Source organism: Streptomyces sp. IMTB 2501 (genome assembly GCF_001953885.1).
Classification (GTDB): Bacteria; Actinomycetota; Actinomycetes; order Streptomycetales; family Streptomycetaceae; genus Streptomyces.
This window is the reverse complement of record NZ_MQUS01000017.1, coordinates 19,178-44,622: the sequence shown is the minus strand read 5'-3', so window position 1 is coordinate 44,622 and position 25,445 is coordinate 19,178. Positions and strand designations below refer to the sequence as shown.

Genomic DNA, 25,445 nt, shown 5'->3' with positions numbered 1-25,445 from the left:
GGGTGTTTCCGGTATCGGGAAGCGGTCCGCATGGTGAAATCCGGCGGGCTGTGGCAGCGTGATTCTCGCCACCCTTGATAAGGGTTGCGCTCAGATGAGCAGATCTTGGGCGGCTGCACTTCTCCAAGGGGTGGCACTGGGTGCCACCGCTTGATCGTTCATCGATCGAAATCAGACGTGCGGGATGGCCGCTCATCTGAGCGGAAAACCTGGCATCTGGGGATGCTTGCGTTCAAGAAGTGAAAACATCAGGCCGTGTCGGCTTGCCAAGCTTTGACTTTCGATCCGCTGGCGGACGACTGGTTACAGGCGCATGACGCACAAGTAGACGTACCCATGTTCCTTCGATCTGGGTATGTTCCTCGCCGTCAGGGCAGCCACCGTGGCCTCAAGGAGTCGAGACCCGTGTCGGAAAACAAAGAACCCCACGGAGTGAAGTTCGTTTACGACTTCACCGAGGGAAACAAGGACCTCAAGGACCTCCTCGGCGGCAAGGGTGCCAACCTCGCCGAGATGACCAACCTCGGTCTGCCGGTCCCTCCCGGCTTCACCATCACCACGGAGGCCTGCAAGGTCTACCTGGACAGCGGCGAGGAGCCCGCGGCACTGCGTGACGAGGTGAGTGCGCACCTCGACGCCCTTGAGTCCCGCATGGGCAAGAAGCTCGGCCAGGCCGACAACCCGCTCCTCGTGTCGGTCCGCTCGGGCGCCAAGTTCTCGATGCCCGGCATGATGGACACGGTCCTGAACATCGGCCTCTCCGACAAGTCGGTGCAGGGCCTGGCGAAGCAGGCCGGCGACGACCGCTTCGCCTGGGACTCCTACCGCCGCCTCATCCAGATGTTCGGCAAGACCGTCCTCGGCGTCGACGGCGACCTCTTCGAGGAGGCCCTTGAGGCGGCCAAGGAGGCCAAGAAGGTCACGGTCGACACCGACCTGGAGGCCGCCGACCTGAAGAAGCTGGTCACCACCTTCAAGAAGATCGTCAAGAAGGAGGCCGGCCGGGACTTCCCGCAGGACCCGCGCGAGCAGATGGACCTCGCCATCAAGGCGGTCTTCGACTCGTGGAACGGTGACCGGGCGAAGCTGTACCGCCGCCAGGAGCGCATCCCCGGCGACCTCGGTACGGCCGTCAACGTCTGCTCGATGGTCTTCGGCAACCTGGGCCCGGACTCCGGCACGGGCGTGGCGTTCACCCGCGACCCCGCCTCGGGCCACCAGGGCGTCTACGGCGACTACCTGCAGAACGCCCAGGGCGAGGACGTGGTGGCGGGCATCCGCAACACCGTCGCGCTCGCGGAGCTGGAGTCGATCGACAAGAAGTCGTACGACCAGCTGATGCAGATCATGGAGACGCTGGAGAACCACTACAAGGACCTCTGCGACATCGAGTTCACGATCGAGCGCGGTCAGCTGTGGATGCTCCAGACCCGGGTCGGCAAGCGCACGGCGGGCGCGGCCTTCCGTATCGCCACGCAGCTGGTGGACCAGGGCCTGATCGACGAGACGGAAGCCCTCCAGCGGGTGACCGGCGCCCAGCTGGCCCAGCTGATGTTCCCGCGCTTCGACGAGCACGCGAAGGTGGACCAGGTGGCGCGCGGTATCGCCGCGTCCCCGGGCGCGGCGGTGGGCAAGGCGGTCTTCGACTCGTACACGGCCGTGAAGTGGTCCCGCTCGGGCGAGAAGGTCATCCTGGTCCGCCGTGAGACGAACCCCGACGACCTGGACGGCATGATCGCGGCGGAAGGCATCCTCACGTCGCGCGGCGGCAAGACGTCGCACGCGGCCGTGGTCGCCCGAGGCATGGGCAAGACCTGTGTCTGCGGCGCGGAGGAGCTGGAGGTCGACACCAAGCGCCGCCGGATGACGGTGCCGGGTGGTCACGTCGTGGAAGAGGGCGACCTGATCTCCATCGACGGCTCCTCCGGAAAGGTCTACCTGGGCGAGGTCCCGGTGGTCCCGTCCCCGGTCGTGGAGTACTTCGAGGGCCGGATGCACGCGGGCGCCCACGACGCCGACGAACTGGTCGAGGCCGTGCACCGCATCATGGCCTTCGCCGACCGCAAGCGCCGGCTGCGGGTGCGCGCCAACGCGGACAACGCCGAGGACGCCCTGCGGGCCCGCCGCTTCGGCGCCCAGGGCATCGGCCTGTGCCGCACGGAGCACATGTTCCTCGGCGACCGCCGTGAGCTGGTCGAGCGGCTCATCCTGGCCGACACGGAGGACGAGCGCCAGGAGAGCCTGAAGGCGCTCCTCCCGCTGCAGAAGCAGGACTTCGTGGAGCTGTTCTCGGCGATGGACGGCCTGCCCGTGACCGTCCGGCTGCTGGACCCGCCGCTGCACGAGTTCCTGCCGGACATCACGGAGCTGTCGGTCCGGGTGGCCCTGGCCGAGTCCCGCCAGGAGCCCCACGAGAACGAGCTGCGCCTGCTCCAGGCGGTCCACCGCCTGCACGAGCAGAACCCGATGCTCGGCCTGCGCGGCGTACGCCTCGGCCTGGTCATCCCCGGCCTGTTCACCATGCAGGTCCGCGCGATCGCCGAAGCGGCGGCCGAACGCAAGAACGCCAAGGGCGACCCGCGCGCCGAGATCATGATCCCGCTGGTCGGCACGGTCCAGGAGCTGGAGATCGTCCGCGAAGAGGCCGACCAGGTCATCGCGGAGGTCGAGGCGGCGACGGGCACCGAGCTGAAGCTGGCGATCGGCACGATGATCGAGCTGCCGCGAGCGGCCCTCACGGCGGGCCAGATCGCGGAGGCGGCGGAGTTCTTCTCCTTCGGCACGAACGACCTGACGCAGACGGTGTGGGGCTTCAGCCGGGACGACGTGGAGGCGTCCTTCTTCACGGCATACCTGGAGAAGGGAATCTTCGGCGTATCCCCCTTCGAGACGATCGACCGGGACGGCGTGGGCTCCCTGGTGAAGCTGGCGGCGGAAGCGGGTCGGCGTACCCGCCCCGACCTGAAGCTCGGCGTCTGCGGTGAGCACGGCGGTGACCCCGAGTCGGTCCACTTCTTCCACGAGGTGGGTCTGGACTACGTCTCCTGCTCCCCGTTCCGCATCCCGGTCGCCCGCCTCGAAGCGGGCCGCGCGGCGACGAACTCGGCGGGCAGCGACCACCGCTGACCCTCCCCGGACGCCGGAGCCGCCGCCTGTCCCCGACCCTCAACCGATGGGCGACGGCTCCGGACCACGAAAAGAGAGGCGGCACCCTGTGCGGGGGTGCCGCCTCTCCGTGCATCATCTGCGGAGACAGAGTTTCGATACTGGAACACGGCGCATTCGCCTCCATCGGGCGAATCGGTTGATGAAGGTCACTGTGTTGGATGCGCTCCGGCCCGAAAAGGTCGTGGCCGGGTTTCAGCCCACTGTGGCTGTGCCAGGCGTGCCTGACGGGGGCCCTCTTTCGTAATCGAGGCGCATGGTTGATCGTTGGGCCGTGCATCGATGACGGACGTCAGGGGGCACAGACGATGACCATCAGCCGCAGGGCACTGCTTGCCGCGGGAGCCGGGGCAGGAGCCGGACTGCTCGCCGCTTGCGGGTCCAACACCGGGCGTGGAAGCGGAAGTTCGGGAACCGCTCTGGCCCAGTGGTACCACCAGTACGGCGAACCCGGCACCGAGCAGGCCGTGCAGCGGTACGCCGCCGCCTACAGGAAGGCGAGCGTCAAGGTGCAGTGGCGGCCCGGGAACTACGACCAGCAGACCGCGGCCGCCCTGCTCACCGACTCGGGACCGGACGTCTTCGAGGTCAACGGGCCCACGATCGACCAGATCCAGGGCGGACAGGTCGTCGACCTCTCCGATCTCCTCAAGGGCGTCAAGGACGACTTCAATCCGGCGGTGCTCGCGCCGAAGACCTACGACGGACGGATCTGGGGCATCCCGCAGGTCATCGACATGCAGCTGCTCTACTACCGCAAGAGCCTGCTGAAGGACGCCGGGGTCGAGCCGCCGGCCACGCTCGACGCCCTCGTGGACGCCGCCAGGAAGCTCACGAACAGCAAGGTCAAGGGGCTCTTCCTGGGCAATGACGGGGGAGCCGGGGTGCTCGGCGGTACGCCCCTGTACGCCGCCGGGCTGCAGCTGGTCACCGAGGACGGCAAGGTCGGCTTCGACGACCCCGCCGCCGCCCGCACCCTCGGCAAGCTGCACCGTCTCCACGCCGACCGGTCCCTCCTCCTCGGCGCGCCCGCCGACTGGTCCGACCCGTCCGCCCTCCTCCAGGGGCTGACCGCGATGCAGTGGTCCGGGCTGTGGGCGCTGCCGCAGGTGCAGAAGGAACTCGGCGACGACTTCGGGGTGCTGCCGTTCCCCGGGGACGGTGGCCAGGGGAAGCCCGCCGTGCCCGTCGGGGCGTACGGGGCCGCCGTCAGCGCGCGCAGCAGACACAAGGAGGCCGCCGAGGAGTTCGTGAAGTGGCTGTGGGTCGAACGGACCGACTACCAGGAGGACTTCGCGCTGTCCTACGGCTTTCACATCCCGGCCCGGATCTCCCTCGCCAGGAAGGCCACCAGACTCCAGAGCGGTGCCGCCGCCGACGCCGTCCGCTTCACCACCGACCACGGCTACGCCCAGCCCCTGCTGTGGACGCCGGCCGCCCAGACCGCCTACCAGGACGCGCTCAGCCGGATCATCAGGAGCGGAGCCGATCCGGAGGGTGAACTGCGGGCCGTCGTAGGGAAGGTGGCCGGTGAGCTCGACCGTGTGAAGAACGCGAAGAAGACGTCGTGAGGCGCCGCGGGACCCTCTGGTTCTGGGTGTTCGTGGGGCCGTTCGCGCTCGGGCTCGCGCTGTTCACCTATGTTCCGCTGCTGTGGAGCGTGGGCCTCAGCTTCTTCGACGCGCACAACACCGTCACGCCCACGCACTTCGTCGGCCTGGACAATTACACGGCGATGCTGAAGGACGACGCGTTCCTCGGCAGTCTGAAGACCTTCCTCGTCTTCACCGCCTTCATCGTCCCCGTCACGTACCTCGCCTCCCTCTCGCTCGCGCTCATGGTCAACCGGATCCGGCGGGCGCGCGCGTTCTTCCGGTCGGTCTTCTTCCTGCCGGCCGCGTGCAGTTACGTCGTCGCCGCCCTGGTGTGGAAGATGTCGCTCTTCAACGGGGTACGGTTCGGGCTCGCCAACACCGTCCTCGGGTGGTTCGGCGGCGATTCCGTCGCCTGGCTGTCCACCACCGATCCGCCCTGGTACTGGCTGGTCATCGTCACCGTACGGCTGTGGCTGCAGGCCGGGTTCTACATGATCCTGTTCCTAGCCGGGCTGCAGCGGATCGACCCGGCGCTGTACGAGGCGGCCGCCGTGGACGGTGCCCGGCCCGGCTGGACGGTGCTGCGGCACATCACACTGCCCCAGCTGCGGGCCACCTCGGTCGCGGTGGTGCTGCTGCTCGTCGTCAACGCCTTCCAGGCCTTCGACGAGTTCTACAACCTGCTGTCCGATGCCAGGGGATACCCGCCGTACGCCCGGCCGCCGCTCGTCTATCTCTACTACACCGCGCTCGGGCAGGGGCAGAACCTCGGGCTGGGCAGCGCGGGCGCGGTGATCCTCGCGCTCGTCATCGCGATCGTCACGGTGGGGCAGGCGCGGTGGCTCGGGCTGGGAAGGACGGACGCGGATGGATGACGCCCTGGTACGGGCCGGACGGGCGCTTCGACTGGTGCTGCTGATCGCGCTGGCCCTGCTCTTCCTGATCCCCTTCTATCTGCTCGTCCGCAACGGCCTGTCGAGCGAGCAGGACATCACGTCGCCCGGATGGACCTTCTTTCCCGGCGAGTTGAGGTGGGGGAACGTCCGGGAGCTGTTCGGCGACCCGTCCGTCCCCTTCGCCCGCTCCCTGCTCAACTCCGCGCTGATCGCCGTCGCGACGACACTCGGCACCCTGCTGCTCGCCTCCCTCGCCGGCTACGGCCTCGCCCGAATCCCGTACCGGCACGCGAACAAGGTCTTCTACGGCATCCTCGGCACCCTGCTGGTCCCGGCCGCCGTCACCTTCGTACCGAGCTTTGTGCTGGTGTCGTCGCTGGGCTGGATCTCCACGCTGCGGGGACTGATCATCCCGACGCTGTTCTCGGCGTTCGCCTGTTTCGTCTTCCGGCAGTACTTCCTGGGGTTCCCACGGGAGCTGGAGGACGCGGCGCAGGTCGACGGGCTCGGCTACTGGCGCACGTACTGGCTGGTGGTCGTGCCGAACGCGCGGCCGGTGTTCGCGGCGGTCGGCACGATCGTCCTTCTCGGCGCGTGGAACTCCTTCCTGTGGCCGCTGGTGATCGGACAGGACCAGAGCGCCTGGACGGTGCAGGTGGCGCTGTCGTCGTTCACGACGTCCCAGGTGATCCGGCTGCACGAACTGTTCGTCGCCGCCGTCGTGTCGATCCTGCCGCTGCTGGTGGTGTTCCTGTGCTTCCAGCGGTGGATCGTGGCGGGGGTGGAGCGTTCGGGGATCGACTGATCCGGGTCAGGCCGTCGAACCGCCGTCCACGACCAGGTCGGTGCCGACGACCGAGGCCGCGTCGTCCGAGGCCAGGTAGAGGACGGCGGCGGCGACCTCCTCGACGGTGGAGACCCGGCCGAGCGGGACCTCGGCGCGCATCCGGACGGCCCGGCCGGCCTCGGTCTCGCCGGGCTTGAAGGACATGTCCGTGGCGGTGGGGCCGGGGCTCACGGCGTTGATGCGCACCCCGTCGGCGATGTGGTCCAGGGCGGCGCCGCGGCTGAGCACCGACACGGCCGCCTTGGTGACGGCGTAGCCGGTGGTGCCGCGCAGCCGGCTGTGCACGCCGATCCGGGAGGCGATGTTCACGATGGCCCCGCCCCCGGGCTGGGTCCGCATCTGGGCGACCTCGGCCTGGAGGGCGAGGAGGACGCCGGTGACGTTGATGTCGAGCATCGTCCGCCAGTCCTCCTCGGACAGGTCCGCCGCGGGTCGCCCGCGCCCGGTCATGACACCGGCGTTGTTCACCGCCACGTCGAGGGAGCCGAACCTGGCCACGGCCGCGGAGACCACGGCCCTGAGGTCGTCGGCGCTGGTCACGTCCGCGGTGACGGCCAGCGCCCGGCCGCCCGCCTCCTCGATCAGCGCCACCGTCTCCTCCAGCGGCTTGCCGCGGCGCCCGGCGACGACCACGCTCGCGCCCTCGCGGGCGAAGGCCAGCGCGATGCCGCGCCCGATGCCGCTGCCGGCGCCGGTGACGAGGGCCGTCCGGCCGGTGAAGCGGGCGCGCGTCGAAGCGGTGGTCATGATCTCCCCTTTTTTGACTGATCGGTTCAGTATTGGATGCAAAAAAAACGGCACCGCCGACCGTGTGTCTCAGTCGAGCAGCGCCAGTGCGTGCTCCGCGGCGTCCCGGACCCTGGCCGGATCCGAGGAGGCCTTGCCGACCACCCGCAACCCCTGGAGCAGCACGAGCAGCGTACGGGCGAGGGCGAGCGGATCGCGGTCCTCGGCCAGTTCGCCCTGAGCCCGGGCGCGGACCAGGGCGGAGTGCAGCAGGGTCTCCAGGTGGTCCCAGCTCTGCTCCACCCTGCGGGCGGCCGCCCGGTCGTGCGGGGCCAGTTCGATCGCCGTGTTGGTGACCAGGCAGCCCAGCTCCCGGGTCGGGTCGGCGGCGGCCTCGGCGGCGAACCGCCGGACCACCGCGCGCACCGCCGGCAGCACCGGTCCCGGCCGGGACAGTTCCCCGGTCAGCAGGGGGTTCTGTGTCTGTCCGTACCGGTCCAGCGCCCTCAGGTACAGCTCGTGCTTGCTCCCGAAGGTCGCGTACAGGCTCGCCCTGCCGATGCCCAGGTGCTCGACCAGGTCGGCCAGCGACGTCGCCGCGTAGCCGCGCCGCCAGAACAGCTCCAGGGCTGACTGCAGCGCGGCGTCCGGGTCGAATTCCTTGGTCCTGGCCACGTATCGCAGCCTAGGTTTTCTGGAACGATCAGTCAAGCAAGCGTCAGGCCGTCCGCACCTCGTACGCGGCCACCCGCACCGCCCCGTCGTCCAGGCACTCCCCGCTGATCAGGTCGAAGCGCTGCTTCAACAGGGGCGAGGACACGAACGGGCGGTCCCGGTGGGTGCCGGTCAGGCCGCGGGAGAGGACGGCCGCGCCGGTGAAGGGGTCGCGGTTGTCGACGGCGTACAGACGGTCGGCGCGGTCGCGGAAGAGGGCGACCTGACGCCCGTCCGGCAGCAGGGCGGCCACCCCGCGGCCCGGGACGAGCGCGCTCAGCTCGCAGGCCGTGAACCAGCCGTCCGCCAGCCGGAGCTGCACCTTCAGATCGGTCGTCTCAAGAGCCAGGGTCATCGCTGGGCGCTTCCTTCCAGGGCGTCGTCGGCGGGCCGCAGGCCGATGGACAGCAGCGGCAGGTCGGGCTTGATCTGGTCGCGCTCGGGGACGAAGGCGACGACCGGGTCCGGGGTGTCCGGGGCGTTCACGAAGGACACGAACCGGGCGAGCTTCTCGGGGTCGTTGACGGTTTCCGCCCACTCGTCGCGGTAGTGGGCGACATGCGCCCGCATCAGCTGCTCCAGCTCGTCGCAGATGCCGAGCGAGTCGTGCACCACCACGTCCCGTACGTGGTCCAGGCCGCCGGGGATCCGCTCCAGCCACACGCTCGTGCGCTCCAGACGGTCGGCCGTGCGGATGTAGAACATCAGGAAGCGGTCGATCAGGCGGACCAGTTCGGCGTCCGACAGGTCCTGGGCCAGCAGGTCGGCGTGGCGCGGGGTGGCGCCGCCGTTGCCGCCGACGTACAGGTTCCAGCCGTTGGCGGTGGCGATCACGCCGAAGTCCTTCGACTGGGCCTCGGCGCACTCGCGCTGGCAGCCGGAGACGGCCGACTTCAGCTTGTGCGGGGACCTGAGGCCCCGGTAGCGCAGCTCCAGGTCGATCGCCATCCTGACCGAGTCCTGGACCCCGTACCGGCACCAGGTGGAGCCCACGCAGGACTTCACCGTGCGCAGTGCCTTGCCGTAGGCGTGTCCCGACTCGAAACCGGCGTCCACCAACCGGGCCCAGATCAACGGGAGTTGCTCGACCCGCGCGCCGAACATGTCGATCCGCTGGCCGCCGGTGATCTTCGTGTAGAGACCGAAGTCCCGGGCGATCTCGCCGATCACGATCAGCTTCTCGGGCGCGATCTCACCGCCCGGGATGCGCGGCACGACCGAGTACGAGCCGTTCTTCTGCAGGTTGGCGAGGAAGTGGTCGTTGGTGTCCTGCAGGGCTGCCTGCTCACCGTCCAGGACATAGCCGCTCGCGCCGATCGTCGGGGCGAGGGAGGCGATGATCGAGCCGACGGCCGGCTTGCAGGTCTCGCAGCCGTCGCCGCCCCGGGCGTCCTCGCGGCCGTAGCGGTCGAGCAGATCCCGGTGGCTGGTGATGCGCAGGGCGAGGACGATCTCGTACAGCTCCTCGCGGGTCTGCGAGAAGCAGCCGCACAGGCCCTTGTCGACCTCGACGCCGTTCGCCTCCAGCTCGGCGTTGACGAGCTGGCCGAGCACCTTGACGCAACTTCCGCAGCCCGTACCGGCCTTGGTGCACTTCTTCACCTCGGGCACGGTCGTGCAGGAGTGCTCCGTGACCGCGCCGCGGATCGTGCCCTTGCTGACATTGTGGCAGGAGCAGATGACCGCCTCGTCCGGCAGTGCGGACGGGCCGAGCTGGGCCCCCGAGCCCGCTCCGGCGGGCAGGACGAGCGACTCGGGGGAGATGGGGGGCACCGAACCGGTCAGCGCGCGCAGGGTGCCGTACGCCTCCGCGTCGCCGACCAGGATGCCGCCGAGCAGCGTCCCGTCACGGCCGATGACCAGCTTCTTGTACAGGCCGGCGCGGGAGTCGGAGTAGACGACGTCCAGGCAGTCCTCGGTGGTGCCGTGCGCGTCGCCGAAGGAGGCGACGTCGACGCCGAGCAGCTTCAGCTTGGTGGACAGGTCGGCACCGGTGAACGCCAGCTGTTCGGTCTCGTCCGCGGCGATGGTCGCGGCCGCCGTCTCGGCCTGCTCATAACCGGGCGCCACCAGACCGTACACCCGGCCGTCGGAGGCCAGCGCGCACTCGCCGATCGCGAACACGTGCGGGTCGGACACGGTACGGCACTGCTCGTCGACGGTGATGCCACCGCGCTCGCCGACCGTCAGACCGCAGTCGCGGGCCAGCTGGTCACGGGGGCGGACACCGGCGCTGAACACCACCAGGTCCGTGGCGAGTTCGGAGCCGTCGGACAGCTTCATGCCGGTGACGGCGCCCGAGGCGTCGGTGACGATCTCCTGGGTGCCGACGCCGGTGTGGACGGACAGGCCCATCTCCTCGATGGTGCGCAGGAGCGCCGCGCCACCGCCCTCGTCGACCTGGACGGGCATCAGCCGGGGCGCGAACTCCACGATGTGGGAGGTGAGTCCGAGGCCCTTCAAGGCGCCGGCGGCCTCCAGGCCGAGCAGGCCGCCGCCGACCACGGCACCCGTGGAAGCCTTCGTCTTCGCGTACTCCTCGATCGCGAGGAGGTCCTCGATGGTCCGGTACACGAAACAGCCGACCGCGTCCTTGCCCGGGACCGGGGGCACGAACGGGTACGAGCCGGTGGCGAGGACGAGGACGTCGTACTCGAAGACCTGGCCCGACCTGGCCGTGACCTTCCTCGCCTCGCGGTCGATCGTCTGCGCCGGGTCGCCGAGGCACAGCTCGATGCCGTGCAGGGTGATGAACTCCCCGTCCGTCAGGGAGAGGTCCTCGGGCGTCCGGCCCGAGAAGTACGAGGTGAGGGCGACGCGGTCGTATGCCGGACGCGGCTCCTCGCAGAGTACGACCACGCGGTGCGTGGCGGTCAGGCCGCGCTCGGCGAGCGCTTCGAGGAAGCGCTGGCCGACCATGCCATGGCCGACGAGCACGATCGTGGGGGTGGCCCCCGGGGCGGTGGTCATCAGGAGCCTCCGTCGTGGGTGAGCAGGTGGAGCAGCGGGCCGTCGTCGGGGAGCGGCTCTGCTCCCTCCCAGGCGCGGGCGAGCGCGCCGACGGTGCCGAGTTCGCCGACGAGCACCCCGCCGACCAGGCGGTCCTCGCGGACGACGACCTTGCGGTAGGTACCGCGGGTGGCGTCGGCGAGCCGTACGACGTCGTCGCCGGGGCGCGCCTCGGTCTCGCCGAAGGCGGCCAGGTCGAAGGGGGAGCCCGGGCCGGTGAGGGTCAGCCGGGTCAGGGAACGGGTGCCGCGATAGCGTGCCTCGCCGTCTCCGGCGAGCAACTCGGCGAGTGCGTCGGCCTGTTCGAGCGCGGGTGCCGCCAGGCCGTAGACCGTGCCGTCGTGCTGGACGCAGTCGCCGACGGCGTGGATGCGCGGGTCGGAGGTGCGCAGTGCGTCGTCGACGAGGATGCCGTGGTGGACGGCGAGACCGGCCTGTTCGGCGAGTCCGGTGCGCGGGCGCACCCCGCAGGCGAGTACGACCAGGTCGGCGTCCAGGGCGTATCCGTCGGCCAGTTCCACCGAGCGGACCGCGCCCGCGACACAGCGCACGTCCCGTACCCGGCACTCGGTGTGCACCTCGACGGCCAGCTCGGTGAGGTGCCGCAGCACCAGCCGGGAGGCGTCCGGGTCGAGCTGGCGCTCCATCAGCCGCTCTGCCTGCTGGGCGAGGACCACCTGAGCGCCGCGCACGGCGAGCGCGCGGGCGGCGGACACACCGAGCAGCCCGCCCCCGACGACGACCGTGCGCACCCCCGGCCGCACCGACTTGGCGAGGCCCAGGCAGTCGTCCATGGTGCGGAACGCGTGGACGCCCTCGGGGAGTTGGTGGTCGGGAGTGAACAGACCGCGCAGGGGTGGCAGCACCGGGTTGGAGCCGGTGGCCAGGACCAGCGTGTCGTATGCGATCGAGGTGCCGTCGGCGCACTCGACGGTGCGGGCGGCCCGGTCGACACCGGTGACCCGGGCGCGCAGCAGGCCGCTCGGCGCCGGGAGGGTGATCACCTCCGGGGCGTACCGCCCGGCCAGCACCTCGGCGAGCAGCACCCGGTTGTACGGCGGGTGCTGCTCCTCGCCGACGAGCAGTGCGGGCGTGCCCAGCTCGCCGAGCCGCCGGGCGAGCCGTACGCCCGCGAGGCCGGCGCCGATCACCACCACACGCGTATTCGAGGTCATGCCCTTGAGCGTGCGGCGTGGACGTTACCCGGTCGCATCACGTCTGTTTCCCGTGAGGAACGCTGCCCTCAGCGGGGGCGGGCCGGGGGTGTGAGGGTCCCGTGTGTGCGCCGGGGGGAGCTGTGAGGTCAGGGCCGCGATCCTGCCCGGCGGCGGGGGCGGGCTGCTGCCTCTGCCGGCACGCTGCCCGGGCTGCCGTCGGCCACCCCGGCCGCGCGGGCGCTCGGCACCGGCAAGGCCGTCGCCGTCGCCGGCCGTGCGCATCGGGCTTGCCGCGCTCGCCGTCTTCGTGATCCCGCGCCCGGCCTTCGGCGCGGCCCCGCCGGCACCGGGACCTTCCTGGTGCAGCGCTCACCGCGCTGCTCCCCTCGGCCTGGCCACCGCCTTTGCCTCTGCCACCGCGGAGATCGTCAAAGCCCTCTGGAAACCGGCGGTGTCCGGGTCGTCCTGCTGACGGTCGTCTTCGCACGGGTGGTGAAGCCGGCGTACCAGCAGTGGCAGGCTCAGCGGCGCAGGAGATCGACCAGCCCCGCGGTGTCCTCCGCGCCGTGCCCGTCCGCGAGGCGCCGGGCCATCAGGTCCAGGAACGGGGTGAGCAGCTCGGTGCTCACCCCCTGCTCCTCGGCTGTACGCAGCAGGGTTCCGGTGCCGGCGACCTGCATCGCCAGGGAGGAGACGACTTCGCCGGTGTAGTCGCCGCTCGCCAGCCGCTCGGCCGTACGGTGGGCCGTACCGGCCATCGTGTCGAGCCACGGCACCAGCAGGTCCGCGAACTCCTTCGGTGCCACGGCCGTCGCCCCGCGCACCAGCGCGAAGGCCTGCGTGATGCCCGCGAACATGCCGTACATGGCGCTCAGCAGCGCCACGTCGTGCAGTGCGGCGAGGCCGGTGTCGGCTCCGACGTACCGGGTGCCGGCCGGCACGGCGAGCGTCGCCCGGTACTCCTCGAACAGGTCCCGCCGGCCGCTGTAGAAGACGTACGCGCCGGGCGTGCCGATCATCGGTGGTACGGCCATGATCCCGCCGTCCAGGAGGCGGGCGCCGCGCTCCTCGGCCCACGCGGCCCTGCGCCGGGCGTCGGCGGGGGTGCCGGTGGTGAGGTCGACCAGGTCGCGGCCGGTCAGGTCGGCGTCCGCCAGGGCGCTGCCCACGGAGGCGTCGTCCAGCAGGCAGACGACGGTGAGCCGGTTCGCGGCCACCGCCTCCGCCGCGCTCCCGGCGGCCACCGCGCCCTCGGCGGTGAGGGCGGCGGTGCGCGCGGGGGTGCGGTTCCAGACGGTCACGGGGTGCCCGGCGGCCAGCCAGGCCCGGCCGAGCGCGGTGCCCATCGCGCCGGTGCCGAGCAGGGTCAGGGGTGTGTTGTCGGTCATGACGGCTAGGCTCGCTCGCGAGGGCCGCCCTGCGTAAGTACCTACTTGGAAGTGGGTGGTTACCTGGATGAAAGGGAGCAGGCCGCGAAGGGGGAGAGCATGCCGGTGGGACGACGACCCGGGGCGTACGTCTGTGGGATCGACGCGGCGATGGACGTCATCGGCGGCAAGTGGAAGGGGCTCATCCTGTGGGCCCTGCACGAACGCCCCTACCGCTTCGGGGAGTTGCGCAGAGCTCTGCCGGGCGTCACGGAGAAGGTCCTCGCCGCGCAGCTGCGTGAGCTGGAGGCCGACGGCATCGTGCACCGCGAGGAGTACGACGAGCTGCCGCCGCGCGTCGAGTACTCGCTGACCGGCCGTGGCACCTCGCTGAACGAGGCGCTGGCGCCGCTGGGGGCGTGGGGGAGGGAACACGTCCTGGGCGGGGAGGCGCCCGCGCACTGAGTACAGAAGACGGCCGGGGGTGGAGCCGCGCGGTCTCCTCAGAGCACCTTGCTCACCACGAGTGCCTGCAGACCGTGGTCGAGTCCGACGACCAGGTGCCCACTTACGCAGGTCACCGCCAGTCCTGGGTGATGTACCGGGATCTCCATGACCGCCGCAAGAGCGATCGGGTCCCACAGACGTACTGTTCGGTCGCTGCTCGCGGTGACCAGGAGCGTACGGCCACCCAGGTCGATGACGCTCAAGGCGTTGACCGCGCTTGAGTGGCCTTCGAGGATGCCCACGACCTTCCCGGTGGCCCCGTCCCGCAACGTGACATCGCCGTGTCCACCCGATGTGGCCAGGACCGTGCGGCCGTTCGCCCGCCATGCGCACATGGCGTAGATGTCCTCGGCGAATTCCGCGTACGTCCTCTCCGCCTCGCCCGTGACGGGGTCCCACAACCGCACACCGCCGCCGGCGGTGCCGGTGGCGAGAAGGGTACGGCCACCGAGGTCCACGGGGCACGCCGTGTAGACCGCGTCGTCATGCCGCAGGGTCCCGACAGCCGATCCCCGCACGGGATCCCAGAGCCGCACCGTGTGGTCCGCGCTCGCGGTGGCGAGAAGGGTACGGCCTGCGATCCGTACGGAGCACACCGCGTAGATGGCTCTGAAGTGCCCCGTGAGGACGTGGACGACGTCTCCCGTCCGCGCGTCCCACAGCCTGGCCATGCCGTCGTCGCCCCCGCTGGCGACCAGCACACGGCCATCGACGACCAAGGAACAGAGCGCGCGAACCCAGTCGGTGTGCCCGGCAAGGGCACGGACGGCTTCTCCGCCGGCGGGATCCCAGAGCCGCACCGTGCAGTCGTCGCCGCCGCTTGCGAGGATCGCATGGTCATCGAGGCGCACCGAGCACACCGCGTGGATCGCGACGGCAGGGCTGGTACGCGTCCTGGCGGGGTCCCACAGCCGTACCGTGCGGTCGTCACCGCCGCTGGCAATCAGTGTGCGGCCATGGACGGTGAGCGCACACATGGCATGGATCTCATCGGCGTGGCCCGGGGGGAGCGGGGCGACGGCCTCGCCGGTCGAGGGATCCAGCAGCCAGATGGCGTCGTCGCTCCTGCTCACGAGAAGGGGACGGCCGTCGGCGTCCGCGGCACACAGCTCGTATGCCGTGGCCATGGACCCCCGGATGGTGCGCACGCTCTCCCCGGTCATGGGGTCCCACACCTGGATGGTCCGGTCCGCACTACCGCTGGCGAGGAGCACCCTGTCACCGACGTGCAGGGCGCATACGGAGTCGACCCCCTCCCGGTGGCCCGTAAAAGTGGTCAGCGGCTCCCCTGTGGCCGGGTCCCAGAGGCGCACGGTGTGGTCTGCCGAGGCGGAGGCCAGCAGGACGCTGCCGTCCCCGACGGGCACGGAACAGATCGCGTTGACCCAATCGGTGTGTCCTTCGAGCGTATGAAGAGCGCGCCCTGTGGTGGGGTCCCACAGCCGGACCGTCGTGTCGGCGCTGGCGGAGGCCAACAGCGTACGGTCGCGAACGTCGATCGCGCACAGAGCGAACACCGCGTCGGCATGGCCTGTCAGGACGCCGCCGGAGCGCTGTCCGGACAGGTCCCACAGCCGAACGGTCTCATCGGCGGAGGCGGCGAGGAGCGTGTGGCCTTCGGTGACGAGACCGCACAGCGCCCGGATTCTGCCGAACCCGGTTCTCAGAACACGCGTTGCACGTGTGCTGATCGGATCCCACAGACGCACGGTTCCGTCGTTGCCGGCGCTGGCGAGATGCGTGCGGCCGGCGAGGCTGACGCTGCACACCGCCCGGACTTCGTCGGCGTGGCCCTCCAGGATCGCTTCCTCGGCCCGTGGGCTGACGGACGCCCATTCGGCTCGGTAGTCACTGGCCATGGCCAGGCGGCGGTACGTGCGGCCCAGGCCTTCCTGGGCTTCCGTCACGCTGAAGAGAGCGGCGCGTTGCGCGGGCGAGGCATCGATCGCCAAGGGGGTACGGCGCAGGAGCTGGGCGCGGTCACGCATCTCGGCACCTTGGGCCAGACCGACCACGGGGATGAAGCGCCGGAGGTCCGCGTGCAACGCGAACGCCGCGTCGGTCAGGAGATCGTCCATCACGCCACCGCGAGACGCGTGGCGGGGCAGTGAGCGCAACACATACGCGGGGGCGCGGTCCCAGCCTTCGGCTTGGCCAAGGGCGATGAAAGCACGGGTGAGTGCTCGTTCGTCGGCTGCGGAGGAACCGGACTGGACGCGGGTCTGCAGCAGGGCATCGTTGAGGGCCTGGTGAAACAGGCGGAACACGCCGGCGTTCTGCTCGTTGAGGCTGGTCTCGACAAGGAAGTTGGCCGCTGCGGAGCGGGCGAAGACCTGCAGCCGATTCTCGGTGGGAGCAGTGCCTTCAAGAGCCGCGACGGCTGTGGCCCACAGGGGAAGGGGGAGGCCCGGCGCCTCGGCGTAGGCGAGAGCCGTGAACAGGGTGGAGGCAGGGATCCCCTCGACTCCGGGAACTCTGGCCAGGTATTCGTTCAGGGCCTCGGCGACGGTCGGGGTGAACGAGATGCCGGCGGGAGCAACCGCTCGCGTGTCATGCAGACCGTGCGTGCGCGAAGTCAGTCCCGCGACAAGGAAGTTGCCGTCGGACAGTTCGGCGATTCGCTGGGCAACGGGGCGGGCGACGGCCTCGTCACTGTAGGGGTTGTCGGGACGTTCGTCTCCGATCAACTGCAAGGTGGCCAGCGCGTATGCAGCGAGGTCGGCCTCGGCGAAGTACTCGGTGGTGTCCAGGTCGATGATGCAGGCAGCGGCACCGAAAGAGGTGAGCAGGTCACCGGCGTCGTCTCGCCGGCGGCTCCCTACCAGGACCCTTACGTGCAGGTCCGCGCAGGTTTCGGCCAGCGGCATCGCGATCCGGGTGGCGATGAGACGGGCCTGCTGCGGACTGGTGGCTTCGTCCAGGGCGTCAATGACGACGGTGAACGGTGTGCGCCGAGTGCTCGGCCGCCCGGTCAAGGCGACACGTAAGACAGGAGCGAGATCATCCGCCTTCTCGGGGAGCGCGGCGGAGGCGGCGCGAGCGATCTCCTCAGCCACCTCTAGCGCGGTCTTGCCCTTGGCGTGGACGGCGCACGACACAGAGCCGAGCGGAGCACGTACCGCGTCATCCCCGGGAGGCAGGGATGCCGCGATTCCGGGGTCGGCCGAGGTGACGATCCTCCCGAGGACCGCTGACTTGCCCACTCCGGGCGAACCGGTCACCACGAGGACGTGGCGCGGGGCCGCACCCCCCGTCATCCAGGTGACGATCTCGGTCAGGGCGGCGCTGCGGCCGCGGAACCGAAATCCCCGCTCGGCGTCCGTACTCACCCCACGAGCGCGTGGTCTCCAGTGCCGACCTGCCTCGGGATCGCTCTCCAGGGTCCATCCCCAGGCCCCCAGGGCGCTCTCTCCGGCGGCTTCCGCCGTCCACTCGGCGAGCAGACGCAGCTTCTCGTCGGGCAGATACCGGTCAGCATGATGCAGGGTGAGCGCGCGGGCGTCTCCGGTGGCGCCGTTGGCCTGACCGATCATTCCGACGACCGCCTGATAGGTGGGTGACCACAAGGCGGCCCCGCTGTACCCCGGTCTCACGGCGTAGCGGGACCTGGTGTCCAGGCGGATCCAGCCGTATCCCAGGGACTCGCCCACCGACCCGTCGGCGGAGTTGCCGAAGATGTCCCCCTCGGGGAAGCCGAACGACCACCATGCCTCGCTCACGAGGGCGCCGGGTGCCGGACACCGCAGCCGCGCCGCAGTGTTGTCGGGAAGCCTGTCGGCGAGTACCAGGACCGCAACGTCCTGCACACGTCGGTTCGCCGGCGGCCGGGGCGCGATCATCTCCCGGACCCTGACCCGGCGGTCCATGAGCTGGTCGGACTTCGGGAACGCCACCCACAGGGGTTCTCCCTTGTCCCACCGGGGACAGACGACATGTGCGCACGTCAGGACGCGCCGGCTGTCGATGAGAAAACCGGATCCCAGCGGTTTGTCGTCGTGTTCGTCCGTGTGAACGGCGGCCACCCAGGCATCCGAGCCCGGACGAGGGCCGTGGCCGGGAGCAGCGTTCACCGCGTGTCGGCAGCCTCGTTCGGGACGCCTTCCGGACGCCAGGTCAAGGTGATCTCGAAGTTCGCCTCGGTCGCGGCCTTGGCGACCAGCCAGTTCGCGGTCCCGTTGACCTTGATGCCGAACTTCACCGCGACCTCGGCCGGACGGAGCGCGGTCACGCGCTGCAGGACGGCATGGGCCGCCTCGACCGCGGGATTCACTGCCTCGCGGACTCGGCCCACGATCTCCTCGGACCCCACCTGGTGGAAATCGCCCGTCGGCTCGATCTCGAACTGCACGATCGTCTGCTCGTCGAGTTCGTACGACACGACCTGCGATGCCACGACTGCGCCCCCTCGCTCTCAACTGGCGGACAGCATAGTGAGCTTGTACTGCGCGGTGTCCACCCGGCGCCGCGGCGTGGCCGGCGTGTGCACGCCGCCGTCTGCCAGTGCCCCGACAGGCACTAGCGGCTGCCGGTCAGGTGTGCGAACACCACCACGTTGCCCTGGTAGCCGGTGGACTTCGAGTAGCCGCCGCCGCAGGTGATGACGCGCAGCTCGGGGCGGGCAGCGGCGCCGTAGACCTTCTCGTCGGGGAAGTTGCGCGCCGCGTACACCTCCACCGCGTCCACGGTGAACACGGCCACGCTGCCGTCCCTGCGGTCCACCTCGATCCGGGCGTCCCGCCTGAGCGCGCCGAGGCTGTAGAAGACGGCCGGCCCCTCCACGTTGTCGACATGGCCGGCGACGATCGCGGTGCCCGTCTCGCCGGGCAGGGTGCCGGACTCGTACCAGCCGGCCAGGTTCTTGTTCCGGGTGGGCGGCACGTCCAGGCTGCCGGAGGGGGTGAGGGCCAGGCCCATCAGCGGGGCGTTCACCCGGATCGCGGGGATGCGGATACGGGTGGGCGGGGAGGGGGCGAGGGCGGGGGCCGCGAGGCGCGCGCCGCCCGGATCGGGACGGCCCTCGGCGGCGGGCGGCTGCGGCGGAGCGGTCCCGGCACCGCCGTCGAGCAGCCACACCCCGGAACCGAGGGCCACGACGGTGACCGCGGCTATCGCGGTGTCGCCGAGCCCGGCGCTCCTGCCGCGTCTCGCGCTCCTGCGCATGCGAACCTCTCTCCCGGAGGCGGACCCCCGATGTTCCGGGGGCGACCCCCGAATGTCCCGGAGGCGACCCCCGAATGCCCCGGAGGCGGACCTCCGAGGACCCCCTCCCCCTCCGGGCCGCGAGGGGCATCGGACCCGGAGGGGGCGGGATTGCGGTACCGGCGGACGGACAGCGGAGGGTGTCCGTCAGATCCTGTCGCCTCTCGCCCGGCGATGCAGGAGCCAGGTACCGCCCGCGGCGGCGACGGCCAGCGCCGCCACACCCGCCACGGTCTGCACGGGGTCGGGACCGAGCGCGCCCCCGACCCCCGTCTTCAGGCTTCCCCGCGGCTGCATTTGCCCGTGCGCCGGGCTCAACGCCACCACCAGGTCGCCCGTCACCTGCCGGTTGCCCTCGGCACACTTGGCCACGATCTCGTACGTTCCCGGCTGCGCGCTCTCCGGTACCTGGAACTGGCCGACCGCCTCGCCCTCGTGCGCGCTGGGCGCCAGCATGAAGGTGCCTGCGCCCACCGCCCCCGCGTCCCCGGTCGCCGAGCCCTTGTCGCCACACGCCGCCGTGTTCACTGTGACCTCGGTTCCGGGCACCACGCTGGAGGGGTACACCTCCAGACTCGTGCTGCTGCCGGCGTAGGCGGGTGCCGCGGCAGCCACGGCGAGCGCGGTACCGGTCAGCAGCCGGGCGGTACGTCGCATGGTGCTCCCCAGAGATTGTCCGACTCGTGTCTCCTCTGCCCTTTCGAGGTAAATGGCTTTCGCCCGGGTCCGCTTCCTGATGACCCGTCAGGAATACGGTGAACGGGTGTCGCGCAAGCAGCCCCACACGGCGTAGCCGCCGCCGAGTTCCGGCAGGTCACAGGCGCACCGAAGGGGAAATGAGATGACCTGTGCGAAGAGCACACGAATGGAGCGACGCCCGCCGTTGAACGGGTGAGGGCACGTCAGTGCCCGGCCGCCGCCGGCAGCCGCACCTCCGCCTCGGCTCCGCCGTCCGGTGCGTTCCGCAGCCGCACCCGCGCCCCGATCACCTGCGCCTGCCCGAAGGCGATGGTCAGTCCCAGCCCGGTGCCCTGGCCGCGCTCGGCGGCCCCGGTCAGGAACCGCCGCGGCCCCTCCCGCAACAGCCGCTCCGGGAAGCCCTCCCCGTGGTCCCGTACGGTCACCGCGCACCCGGACACGGACACCTCGACCCGGCCGCCGCCGTGCCGCCGGGCGTTGCCGATCAGGTTGGCCAGCACCCGCTCCAGCCGGCGCGCGTCCGTCCGTACCGGGGTCTCATCGTCGGCGCCGGTGAGCCCCACGTCCTCGCCGGCCCGTCGCACGATCCCGGCGACCATGGGACCCAGCGGGCGCACCTCCAGGTCCGGCCGCTCCACCTCGGCGTCCAGCCGGGCCACCTCCAGCAGGTCCTCGGTGAGCGTCCGCAGCGCCCGCACCCGGTCCCGGACCAACTCGCTCGGCCGGCCCGGCGGCAGCAGTTCGGCCGCCGTGTGCAGGCCGGTCAGCGGGGTGCGCAGTTCATGGGCGACGTCGGCGGTGAACCGCTGTTCCGCCTCCAGCCGGCTCTGCAGGGTCGCCGCCATCGTGTCGACGGCGGCGCCGAGTTCGGCCACCTCGTCCCGGCCGCCGGCCGGTCCCGGCCCGCCGATCCGGGCGTCCAGTTCGCCCTCGCTGATCCGGCGCGCCGTCGCCGCCGCCGTCCGCAGCTCACGGCTGAGCCGGCCGGCCAGCAGGGACCCGCCGAGCGCGGCGAGTGCCACCACCCCGGCGCCGGACACCATCAACTGCCGGTCGAACTCGGCCATTTCCCGGGCCTCTTCGTCCAGCGGCTTGTGCACGGACAGCACATGTTCGCCGATCGGCCGCGCCGCCCACACCGCGGGACGGTCCGAGGACAGTTCGAGGTAGGTCGTGCGCCGCCCGTCGAGCGCGGCGCGCCGCAGCGGCTCCGGTACGGCCAAGGAGTCGAGGGCGCCCCCGGCGTCGTCCTCGTCGACGTGGCCGGTGAGTTCGTACACCTGCCGGACCCGGACCAGCTGGGCCAGCGCCTGTGCCCGTGCTCCGTCGGCGACCTGCTCCAGCCGCGCCTGGTGCACGAGCAGCCCGATGGCGACGGCGACCAGCGCACAGCCGGCGGCGAGCAGCAAGGCGATCTTGCCGCGCAGCCCGAGCCGGCGCAGCCCGATCAGGTCCGGGCCGAGCCGACGGAGCCGAGGCCGGCGGGGGCCGAGGCGGCGCGGCGCGAGCCGGGGCGGCCCGATCCGGTCGAGGCCGACACGGCGGCGTGCGGCCGGGCCGAGGGCCGTCATCGCGCGCCGCCCCTGCCGCTCCCGGTCTCCCCGCCGCTCTCGCTGTGCGTGGGGGACGGCGTCGGATCCGCGCCGGCGGACCCGTACTGCTTCTCGTCGCTGACCGTCACCAGCCGGACACCGTTCCAGTGGAAGCGCACGGCCTGCTGGGCGCCGTCCGCGCACAGGCCGCGCAGCACCAGGTCCCGGCCCAGCGTCTCCGCGGTCATCTGCCGGCCCCCGCTGAGCAGCACCTCGTACACCCGGCCGGCGCGGGCGGCGAACACGGCGAGCAGGGTGCGGCCGTTCTCGGTGTCCACGGCTACGAGCAGTTCGGGCTGCCCGTCCCCGGACAGGTCGGTGTAGCGCGGCGGGCGCAGTCCGGCCGGGCCCGGCTTGTCGGCGTACGGCCGGTCGGCGTACGGCCGGGTGCGCGGGTCGGCGCGCAGCACCGCCCGCACGTCCAGATCCCGCAGGTCCTTCACCCCGTCCGTGCCGATCGGGGGCAGCCCCTTCAGCGGCTCGGGCGGCGGCTGACGTGTGGAGGTCTGCGCGCCGGGTGCCGAGGCGGACGCACCGGACCAGGCGGGCCACACCGCGTCGGGGCGTGGCTGCGCGGACACGGAGGGTGCCGGTTCCCCGGCGGCCAGCCCGTCCGTGGCGGCGCACCCGGTGGCGGCCCCGGCGGCGACGAGCGCGGCGCAGCCGGGGAGCAGCAGGCGGAGGGACGGCTTCATGCCTCCGACCGTCGCACCGCTTCATCACGGAAATCCGGAGATTGTGTAACAAGGATCAGCTGACACGGGTGATCCGGGTGTTTCGGGACCAAAGTCCCGGGACCAACAGGCCGGTGCCGGGACCGGCACCGGCCATGCCGACGGGGGCGGCCTCAGTTCACATTGACGGCGCTCCAGGCCGCCGCCACCGCGTTGTACTCGGTGCTGCCCGCGCCGTACAGGTCCTTGGCGGCGTTCAGGGTCGCCGTGCGGGCTCCCTTGTAGTTCGTCGAGGAGGTCATGTAGACCGTCAGCGCCCGGTACCAGATCTTGCCCAGCTTGTCCCGGCCGATGCCGGTGACCGTGGAGCCGCTGTACGTGGGCGAGTCGTAACTGACCCCGTTGACCGTCTTCGGGCCGCTGCCCTCCGCCAGGAGATAGGCGAAGTGGTTGGCGACGCCGGAGGAGTAGTGGACGTCGAGATTGCCGACCGAACTGCTCCAGTAGTCGGCCGACTTGCCGTCCTTGGACGGCTTGTCCATGTAGCGCAGGGCCGGCTGCCCGAAGCCGGACTTCACGATCTTCTCGCCGATGAGGTAGTCACCGGGGTTGGAGGGGTTGTTCGCGTAGAACTCGACCATCGTGCCGAGGATGTCCGAGGTGGCCTCGTTGAGCCCGCCGGACTCCCCGGAGTAGGTCAGCGCGGCCGTCTTCGACGTCACCCCGTGGGTCATCTCGTGCCCGGCCACGTCGAGGGCGACCAGCGGCCCGAAGGTGGTCCCGTCACCGTCGCCGTACGTCATGCAGAAGCAACTGTCGTCCCAGAAGGCATTGTTGTAGTTGCTGCCGTAGTGGACGCGGTTGTACGAGCCCTTGCCGTCGCCGCCGATACCGTCGCGGCCCTGGACGTTCTTGTAGTAGTCCCAGGTCTCGTCGGTGCCGTACTGGGCGTCGACGGCGGCCGAGGCGCGGTCGGCGGTGGTGCCGTTGCCCCAGTGGTTGTCGGCGTCCGTGAACACGGCCGCGGGGGCCCGGCTGATGCAGATGCTGAGGATGCACATATCGGTCTTGCCCTGCGCGTCCCCGGTGTAGGTGTTGCCGCGCGTCGGGTCCTTGAGCTGGTACGACGATCCCGACTGGGTCGTCTTGAGCGGCACCGTCCCGCTGTACAGCGACTGGCCGTCGCCGCCGACGGTCTCGACGCTGTCCCAGGCGTCGATCTGGGCGCCGGTGCGGGCGTCGGTCAGCACGGTCCGGGCGGCCGGGTTGCCGAGCGAGTCCAGGCCGACCGCGTTGGTGCGCCAGGCGAGCCTGGGGGTGCCGTGCAGGGCGTCGACGATCAGCTCGGGCTTGGCCTTGACCTGCTTCAGCACATTGCCGAGGTTCGCGGCGCGCAGGGCGTTCACGGCGAGGTCGGCGGCCTTGGACGCCGCGATCTCCGGGACGATCGAGGTGAGGGAGATCGGGGCCCGGGTGGACCGGTTCGCGCTGCGGTAGGCGCCGTCCGGGGCCAGGTGGACCACGAAGTCGCCGCCCAGCACGGGCAGTTGGTGGTAGGTGCGGTCGTAGCGGACGTGCTGGGTGCCGTCCTTGTCCACGATCACGTCGCGGACACTGGTGTCCTCGGCGGAGGTCAGGCCCAGGCTCGCGGCATGGGCCAGGAGTGCCGACGCCGCGTTCTCGATCGCGGTGGCCCGCGACGGCCTGGTGTCGGCGTGGGCGGCGGGGGAGAGGGCGGCGGTCAGCAGGGTCGCGGTGGTGACGGCGACACCGGCGGTGGTGCTGAGGCGACGGGGTATTCGGACATGCGGCCGTATCCGGCTCATCTGTCTCCTCGGGGTGGCGCCGAACGGGGGAGTGGGGGCGGCGCGGAACGGGGGCGGGGGAATGGAGCTGATGCCGACAGCGATTTAAGGGGCCATGACATTTGAATGTCCATAGCGCTTTCAAGGAGATGTGTAAGGAGGTGGGGGTGGTGCTGCACCGGATATGCAGACAGTGAATGTCGAGTTCATGACAAGATGCCCGATAGTCCTCGTACCGCTTGACCGCGCAGGCGAGGTTGCCCTCGGCGGCGTGCACGTCGATGACGATGCGGTGACCGGTTTCGCGGATCGGGTCGATCCCGATGGCGGCCGGCGCGGTCTGGAGCGCGGGTAAGCAGTGCCCGGCGGAGCGGAATCGCCGGGCCAGGCTTTCGAGGGCATGTTGGCGCAGCTGGTTCCAGCGGTCGCGCTCCGTCGTCAGCCATTCACCGGGCCGGCCGGGCAGCAGCTCCCTGGACGGTTCCTCGACCAACGGCTCGAAGTCGTCCGGGAGTTCACTCAGGCCAGATGGATCTTCCGGGCCGTCGCCCACGCGGCACGCAGGTCCACCAGGACCGCCTCGGACAACCGCGGCCGCTGCCCGACGCACTCGACCGTCGGCATGAAGGACGTCCGCCGTGCCTGGCACAGGGCGGAGCGGAGGTTCGAGGCCGTCCGGCATGGGGTCGACTCCGGCCACAGCACCCCGGCGGCCGCACCTCGGTACACCCCTTCGCGGTTCAGGGCAAGTAGGGCCGGCAGGCGCTGAGTTCCGAGCGGAAGTGGGTACGGGCCTTCGCCGCAGGTGAATTCGAAAGCCTGAAGCAGTTGCAGGTTTGGACGCCCCGCGACAGCGGCTTCGTCGTCTATCCCGACCGCAGCGGCGATCCCGCGCTGCGACAGGCGGGGGCCGGTATACCGCACAATCGGAGCGTGGACCCACGAGAGCCGAGGAAGCCCGGGACGCCGCTGCCCTTCTTCGTCTACGGCACCCTCCGCCCCGGCGAGGCCAACCACGACCTGTTCCTGCGGGGCCGCACCGCCGCGGAGGAACCGGCCCGCCTCCTGGGCGCGGTGCTCTACGAGGGCCCCGGCTATCCGTTTGCCGTCGAGGAACCGGGCGGAATGGTGAGCGGGGAACTGGTCACCGTGCTCCCGGAGTCCTACGAGGGGCTGCTTGCCGAGCTGGACCGGCTGGAGGAGTACACCCCGGGCGACCCGCGCAACCTGTACGAGCGCGTTGCCCGGGACGTCGTCCGGGATATCGGCGGCACAGTCGTACGGACCTGGGTGTACCTGGCCGCCCCGCGCACTGCGGCCCGCCTGCGCGCCCACGGCACGCGCGTCGAGGGTGGCGACTGGGCGAGGCGACACTGATCAACCCCAGGGGGGCCGAGTTGGTGGTCTCTCTGCTCACGCCTGTCCGCGGGTCCTTGCGGAGTCGGTGGAGCAACAGGGTCGAGTCGCGTCCGCTCAAGGAACGCTCGGCGATC

19 protein-coding genes and 1 pseudogene are annotated in these 25,445 nt (G+C 70.9%); 6 read left to right on the top strand and 14 right to left on the bottom strand.

Annotated features, from left to right (window positions below; all coding sequences use genetic code 11):
• Window positions 1–405: 405 nt before the first annotated feature.
• The 4 genes from ppdK (at window position 406) to AV521_RS27085 (ending at window position 6,461) form a co-directional block, all read left to right on the top strand.
• Window positions 406–3,126 (top strand): pyruvate, phosphate dikinase, encoded by a 2,721-nt coding sequence (gene ppdK, locus AV521_RS27100; protein ID WP_076091622.1) that lies wholly within the window; start codon window positions 406–408, stop codon window positions 3,124–3,126.
• A gap of 347 nt (window positions 3,127–3,473) precedes the next feature.
• Window positions 3,474–4,736: an ABC transporter substrate-binding protein gene (locus tag AV521_RS27095; protein WP_179023413.1), complete on the top strand. Its 1,263-nt coding sequence runs from the start codon at window positions 3,474–3,476 to the stop codon at window positions 4,734–4,736.
• Window positions 4,733–5,635 (top strand): carbohydrate ABC transporter permease, encoded by a 903-nt coding sequence (locus tag AV521_RS27090; RefSeq protein ID WP_076091620.1) that lies wholly within the window; start codon window positions 4,733–4,735, stop codon window positions 5,633–5,635. Before AV521_RS27095 ends, AV521_RS27090 begins: the two co-directional genes overlap by 4 nt.
• Window positions 5,628–6,461 carry a carbohydrate ABC transporter permease gene (locus tag AV521_RS27085; protein ID WP_076091618.1) on the top strand — a complete coding sequence of 278 codons (834 nt, stop codon included), beginning with the start codon at window positions 5,628–5,630 and terminating at the stop codon, window positions 6,459–6,461. Before AV521_RS27090 ends, AV521_RS27085 begins: the two co-directional genes overlap by 8 nt.
• A 6-nt stretch (window positions 6,462–6,467) precedes the next feature.
• On the opposite strand, the gene AV521_RS27080 is transcribed toward AV521_RS27085, so the two are convergent.
• The 6 genes from AV521_RS27080 to AV521_RS27055 form a co-directional block, all read right to left on the bottom strand.
• On the bottom strand, window positions 6,468–7,250 hold the full coding sequence (locus AV521_RS27080; RefSeq protein WP_076091616.1) for an SDR family NAD(P)-dependent oxidoreductase: 783 nt from the start codon (window positions 7,248–7,250) through the stop codon (window positions 6,468–6,470).
• Between the two features lie 69 nt (window positions 7,251–7,319).
• Window positions 7,320–7,904: a TetR/AcrR family transcriptional regulator gene (locus tag AV521_RS27075; RefSeq protein WP_076091614.1), complete on the bottom strand. Its 585-nt coding sequence runs from the start codon at window positions 7,902–7,904 to the stop codon at window positions 7,320–7,322.
• Window positions 7,905–7,947: 43 nt separating this feature from the next.
• Window positions 7,948–8,298 carry a nitrite reductase small subunit NirD gene (gene nirD / locus AV521_RS27070; RefSeq protein ID WP_076091612.1) on the bottom strand — a complete coding sequence of 117 codons (351 nt, stop codon included), beginning with the start codon at window positions 8,296–8,298 and terminating at the stop codon, window positions 7,948–7,950.
• The gene (gene nirB, locus AV521_RS27065; protein ID WP_076091610.1) at window positions 8,295–10,913 is read right to left on the bottom strand and encodes a nitrite reductase large subunit NirB; all 2,619 of its coding nucleotides are present in this window, start codon (window positions 10,911–10,913) and stop codon (window positions 8,295–8,297) included. The genes nirD and nirB overlap by 4 nt, the downstream gene beginning before the upstream one ends.
• Window positions 10,913–12,127 carry an NAD(P)/FAD-dependent oxidoreductase gene (locus AV521_RS27060; RefSeq protein ID WP_076091608.1) on the bottom strand — a complete coding sequence of 405 codons (1,215 nt, stop codon included), beginning with the start codon at window positions 12,125–12,127 and terminating at the stop codon, window positions 10,913–10,915. Before AV521_RS27060 ends, nirB begins: the two co-directional genes overlap by 1 nt.
• Window positions 12,128–12,630: 503 nt before the next feature.
• Window positions 12,631–13,497: an NAD(P)-dependent oxidoreductase gene (locus tag AV521_RS27055; RefSeq protein WP_076091606.1), complete on the bottom strand. Its 867-nt coding sequence runs from the start codon at window positions 13,495–13,497 to the stop codon at window positions 12,631–12,633.
• 99 nt (window positions 13,498–13,596) lie between these two features.
• On the opposite strand from AV521_RS27055, the gene AV521_RS27050 reads away from it, so the two are divergent.
• Complete coding sequence (locus AV521_RS27050) at window positions 13,597–13,941, top strand: helix-turn-helix domain-containing protein (RefSeq protein WP_076091604.1); 345 nt, start codon at window positions 13,597–13,599, stop codon at window positions 13,939–13,941.
• Window positions 13,942–13,979: 38 nt separating this feature from the next.
• Here the strand turns inward: AV521_RS27050 and AV521_RS27045 are convergent, their stop codons facing one another.
• From AV521_RS27045 to AV521_RS52780, 8 genes and pseudogenes are all read right to left on the bottom strand, one after another.
• A complete protein-coding gene (locus AV521_RS27045; RefSeq protein WP_076091602.1) occupies window positions 13,980–18,005 on the bottom strand; it encodes a trypsin-like peptidase domain-containing protein in 4,026 nt (1,341 codons plus the stop codon).
• 44 nt (window positions 18,006–18,049) lie between these two features.
• The gene (locus AV521_RS27040; protein WP_076091600.1) at window positions 18,050–18,376 is read right to left on the bottom strand and encodes a CU044_2847 family protein; all 327 of its coding nucleotides are present in this window, start codon (window positions 18,374–18,376) and stop codon (window positions 18,050–18,052) included.
• Between the two features lie 122 nt (window positions 18,377–18,498).
• Window positions 18,499–19,143 carry a class F sortase gene (locus AV521_RS27035; RefSeq protein WP_076091598.1) on the bottom strand — a complete coding sequence of 215 codons (645 nt, stop codon included), beginning with the start codon at window positions 19,141–19,143 and terminating at the stop codon, window positions 18,499–18,501.
• A gap of 186 nt (window positions 19,144–19,329) precedes the next feature.
• Entirely contained in the window at window positions 19,330–19,839 is a 510-nt protein-coding gene (locus tag AV521_RS27030; RefSeq protein ID WP_076091596.1) for a hypothetical protein, read from the bottom strand.
• A 245-nt stretch (window positions 19,840–20,084) separates the two neighbouring features.
• A complete protein-coding gene (locus AV521_RS27025; RefSeq protein ID WP_256725693.1) occupies window positions 20,085–21,452 on the bottom strand; it encodes a HAMP domain-containing sensor histidine kinase in 1,368 nt (455 codons plus the stop codon).
• Complete coding sequence (locus AV521_RS27020) at window positions 21,449–22,168, bottom strand: hypothetical protein (protein WP_076091594.1); 720 nt, start codon at window positions 22,166–22,168, stop codon at window positions 21,449–21,451. Before AV521_RS27020 ends, AV521_RS27025 begins: the two co-directional genes overlap by 4 nt.
• 152 nt (window positions 22,169–22,320) lie before the next feature.
• Window positions 22,321–23,973 carry a M4 family metallopeptidase gene (locus AV521_RS27015; RefSeq protein ID WP_076091592.1) on the bottom strand — a complete coding sequence of 551 codons (1,653 nt, stop codon included), beginning with the start codon at window positions 23,971–23,973 and terminating at the stop codon, window positions 22,321–22,323.
• Between the two features lie 202 nt (window positions 23,974–24,175).
• Window positions 24,176–24,505 (bottom strand): annotated as a pseudogene (locus AV521_RS52780) (BTAD domain-containing putative transcriptional regulator); the annotation flags it as partial.
• A 380-nt stretch (window positions 24,506–24,885) separates the two neighbouring features.
• Between AV521_RS52780 and AV521_RS27000 the strand changes: the two are divergent.
• Window positions 24,886–25,329, top strand: a complete 444-nt coding sequence (locus tag AV521_RS27000; protein WP_076091848.1) for a gamma-glutamylcyclotransferase family protein — start codon at window positions 24,886–24,888, stop codon at window positions 25,327–25,329.
• Window positions 25,330–25,445: the final 116 nt, after the last annotated feature.

Coding starts and splice junctions, on each gene's coding strand:
- AV521_RS27095 (WP_179023413.1), top strand. CDS start 3,474: ATGACCATCAGCCGCAGGGCACTGCTTGCCGCGGGAGCCGGGGCAGGA.
- AV521_RS27085 (WP_076091618.1), top strand. CDS start 5,628: ATGGATGACGCCCTGGTACGGGCCGGACGGGCGCTTCGACTGGTGCTG.
- AV521_RS27080 (WP_076091616.1), bottom strand. CDS start 7,250: ATGACCACCGCTTCGACGCGCGCCCGCTTCACCGGCCGGACGGCCCTC.
- nirD (WP_076091612.1), bottom strand. CDS start 8,298: ATGACCCTGGCTCTTGAGACGACCGATCTGAAGGTGCAGCTCCGGCTG.
- nirB (WP_076091610.1), bottom strand. CDS start 10,913: ATGACCACCGCCCCGGGGGCCACCCCCACGATCGTGCTCGTCGGCCAT.
- AV521_RS27060 (WP_076091608.1), bottom strand. CDS start 12,127: ATGACCTCGAATACGCGTGTGGTGGTGATCGGCGCCGGCCTCGCGGGC.
- AV521_RS27055 (WP_076091606.1), bottom strand. CDS start 13,497: ATGACCGACAACACACCCCTGACCCTGCTCGGCACCGGCGCGATGGGC.
- AV521_RS27050 (WP_076091604.1), top strand. CDS start 13,597: ATGCCGGTGGGACGACGACCCGGGGCGTACGTCTGTGGGATCGACGCG.
- AV521_RS27035 (WP_076091598.1), bottom strand. CDS start 19,143: ATGCGCAGGAGCGCGAGACGCGGCAGGAGCGCCGGGCTCGGCGACACC.
- AV521_RS27030 (WP_076091596.1), bottom strand. CDS start 19,839: ATGCGACGTACCGCCCGGCTGCTGACCGGTACCGCGCTCGCCGTGGCT.
- AV521_RS27025 (WP_256725693.1), bottom strand. CDS start 21,452: ATGACGGCCCTCGGCCCGGCCGCACGCCGCCGTGTCGGCCTCGACCGG.
- AV521_RS27020 (WP_076091594.1), bottom strand. CDS start 22,168: ATGAAGCCGTCCCTCCGCCTGCTGCTCCCCGGCTGCGCCGCGCTCGTC.
- AV521_RS27015 (WP_076091592.1), bottom strand. CDS start 23,973: ATGAGCCGGATACGGCCGCATGTCCGAATACCCCGTCGCCTCAGCACC.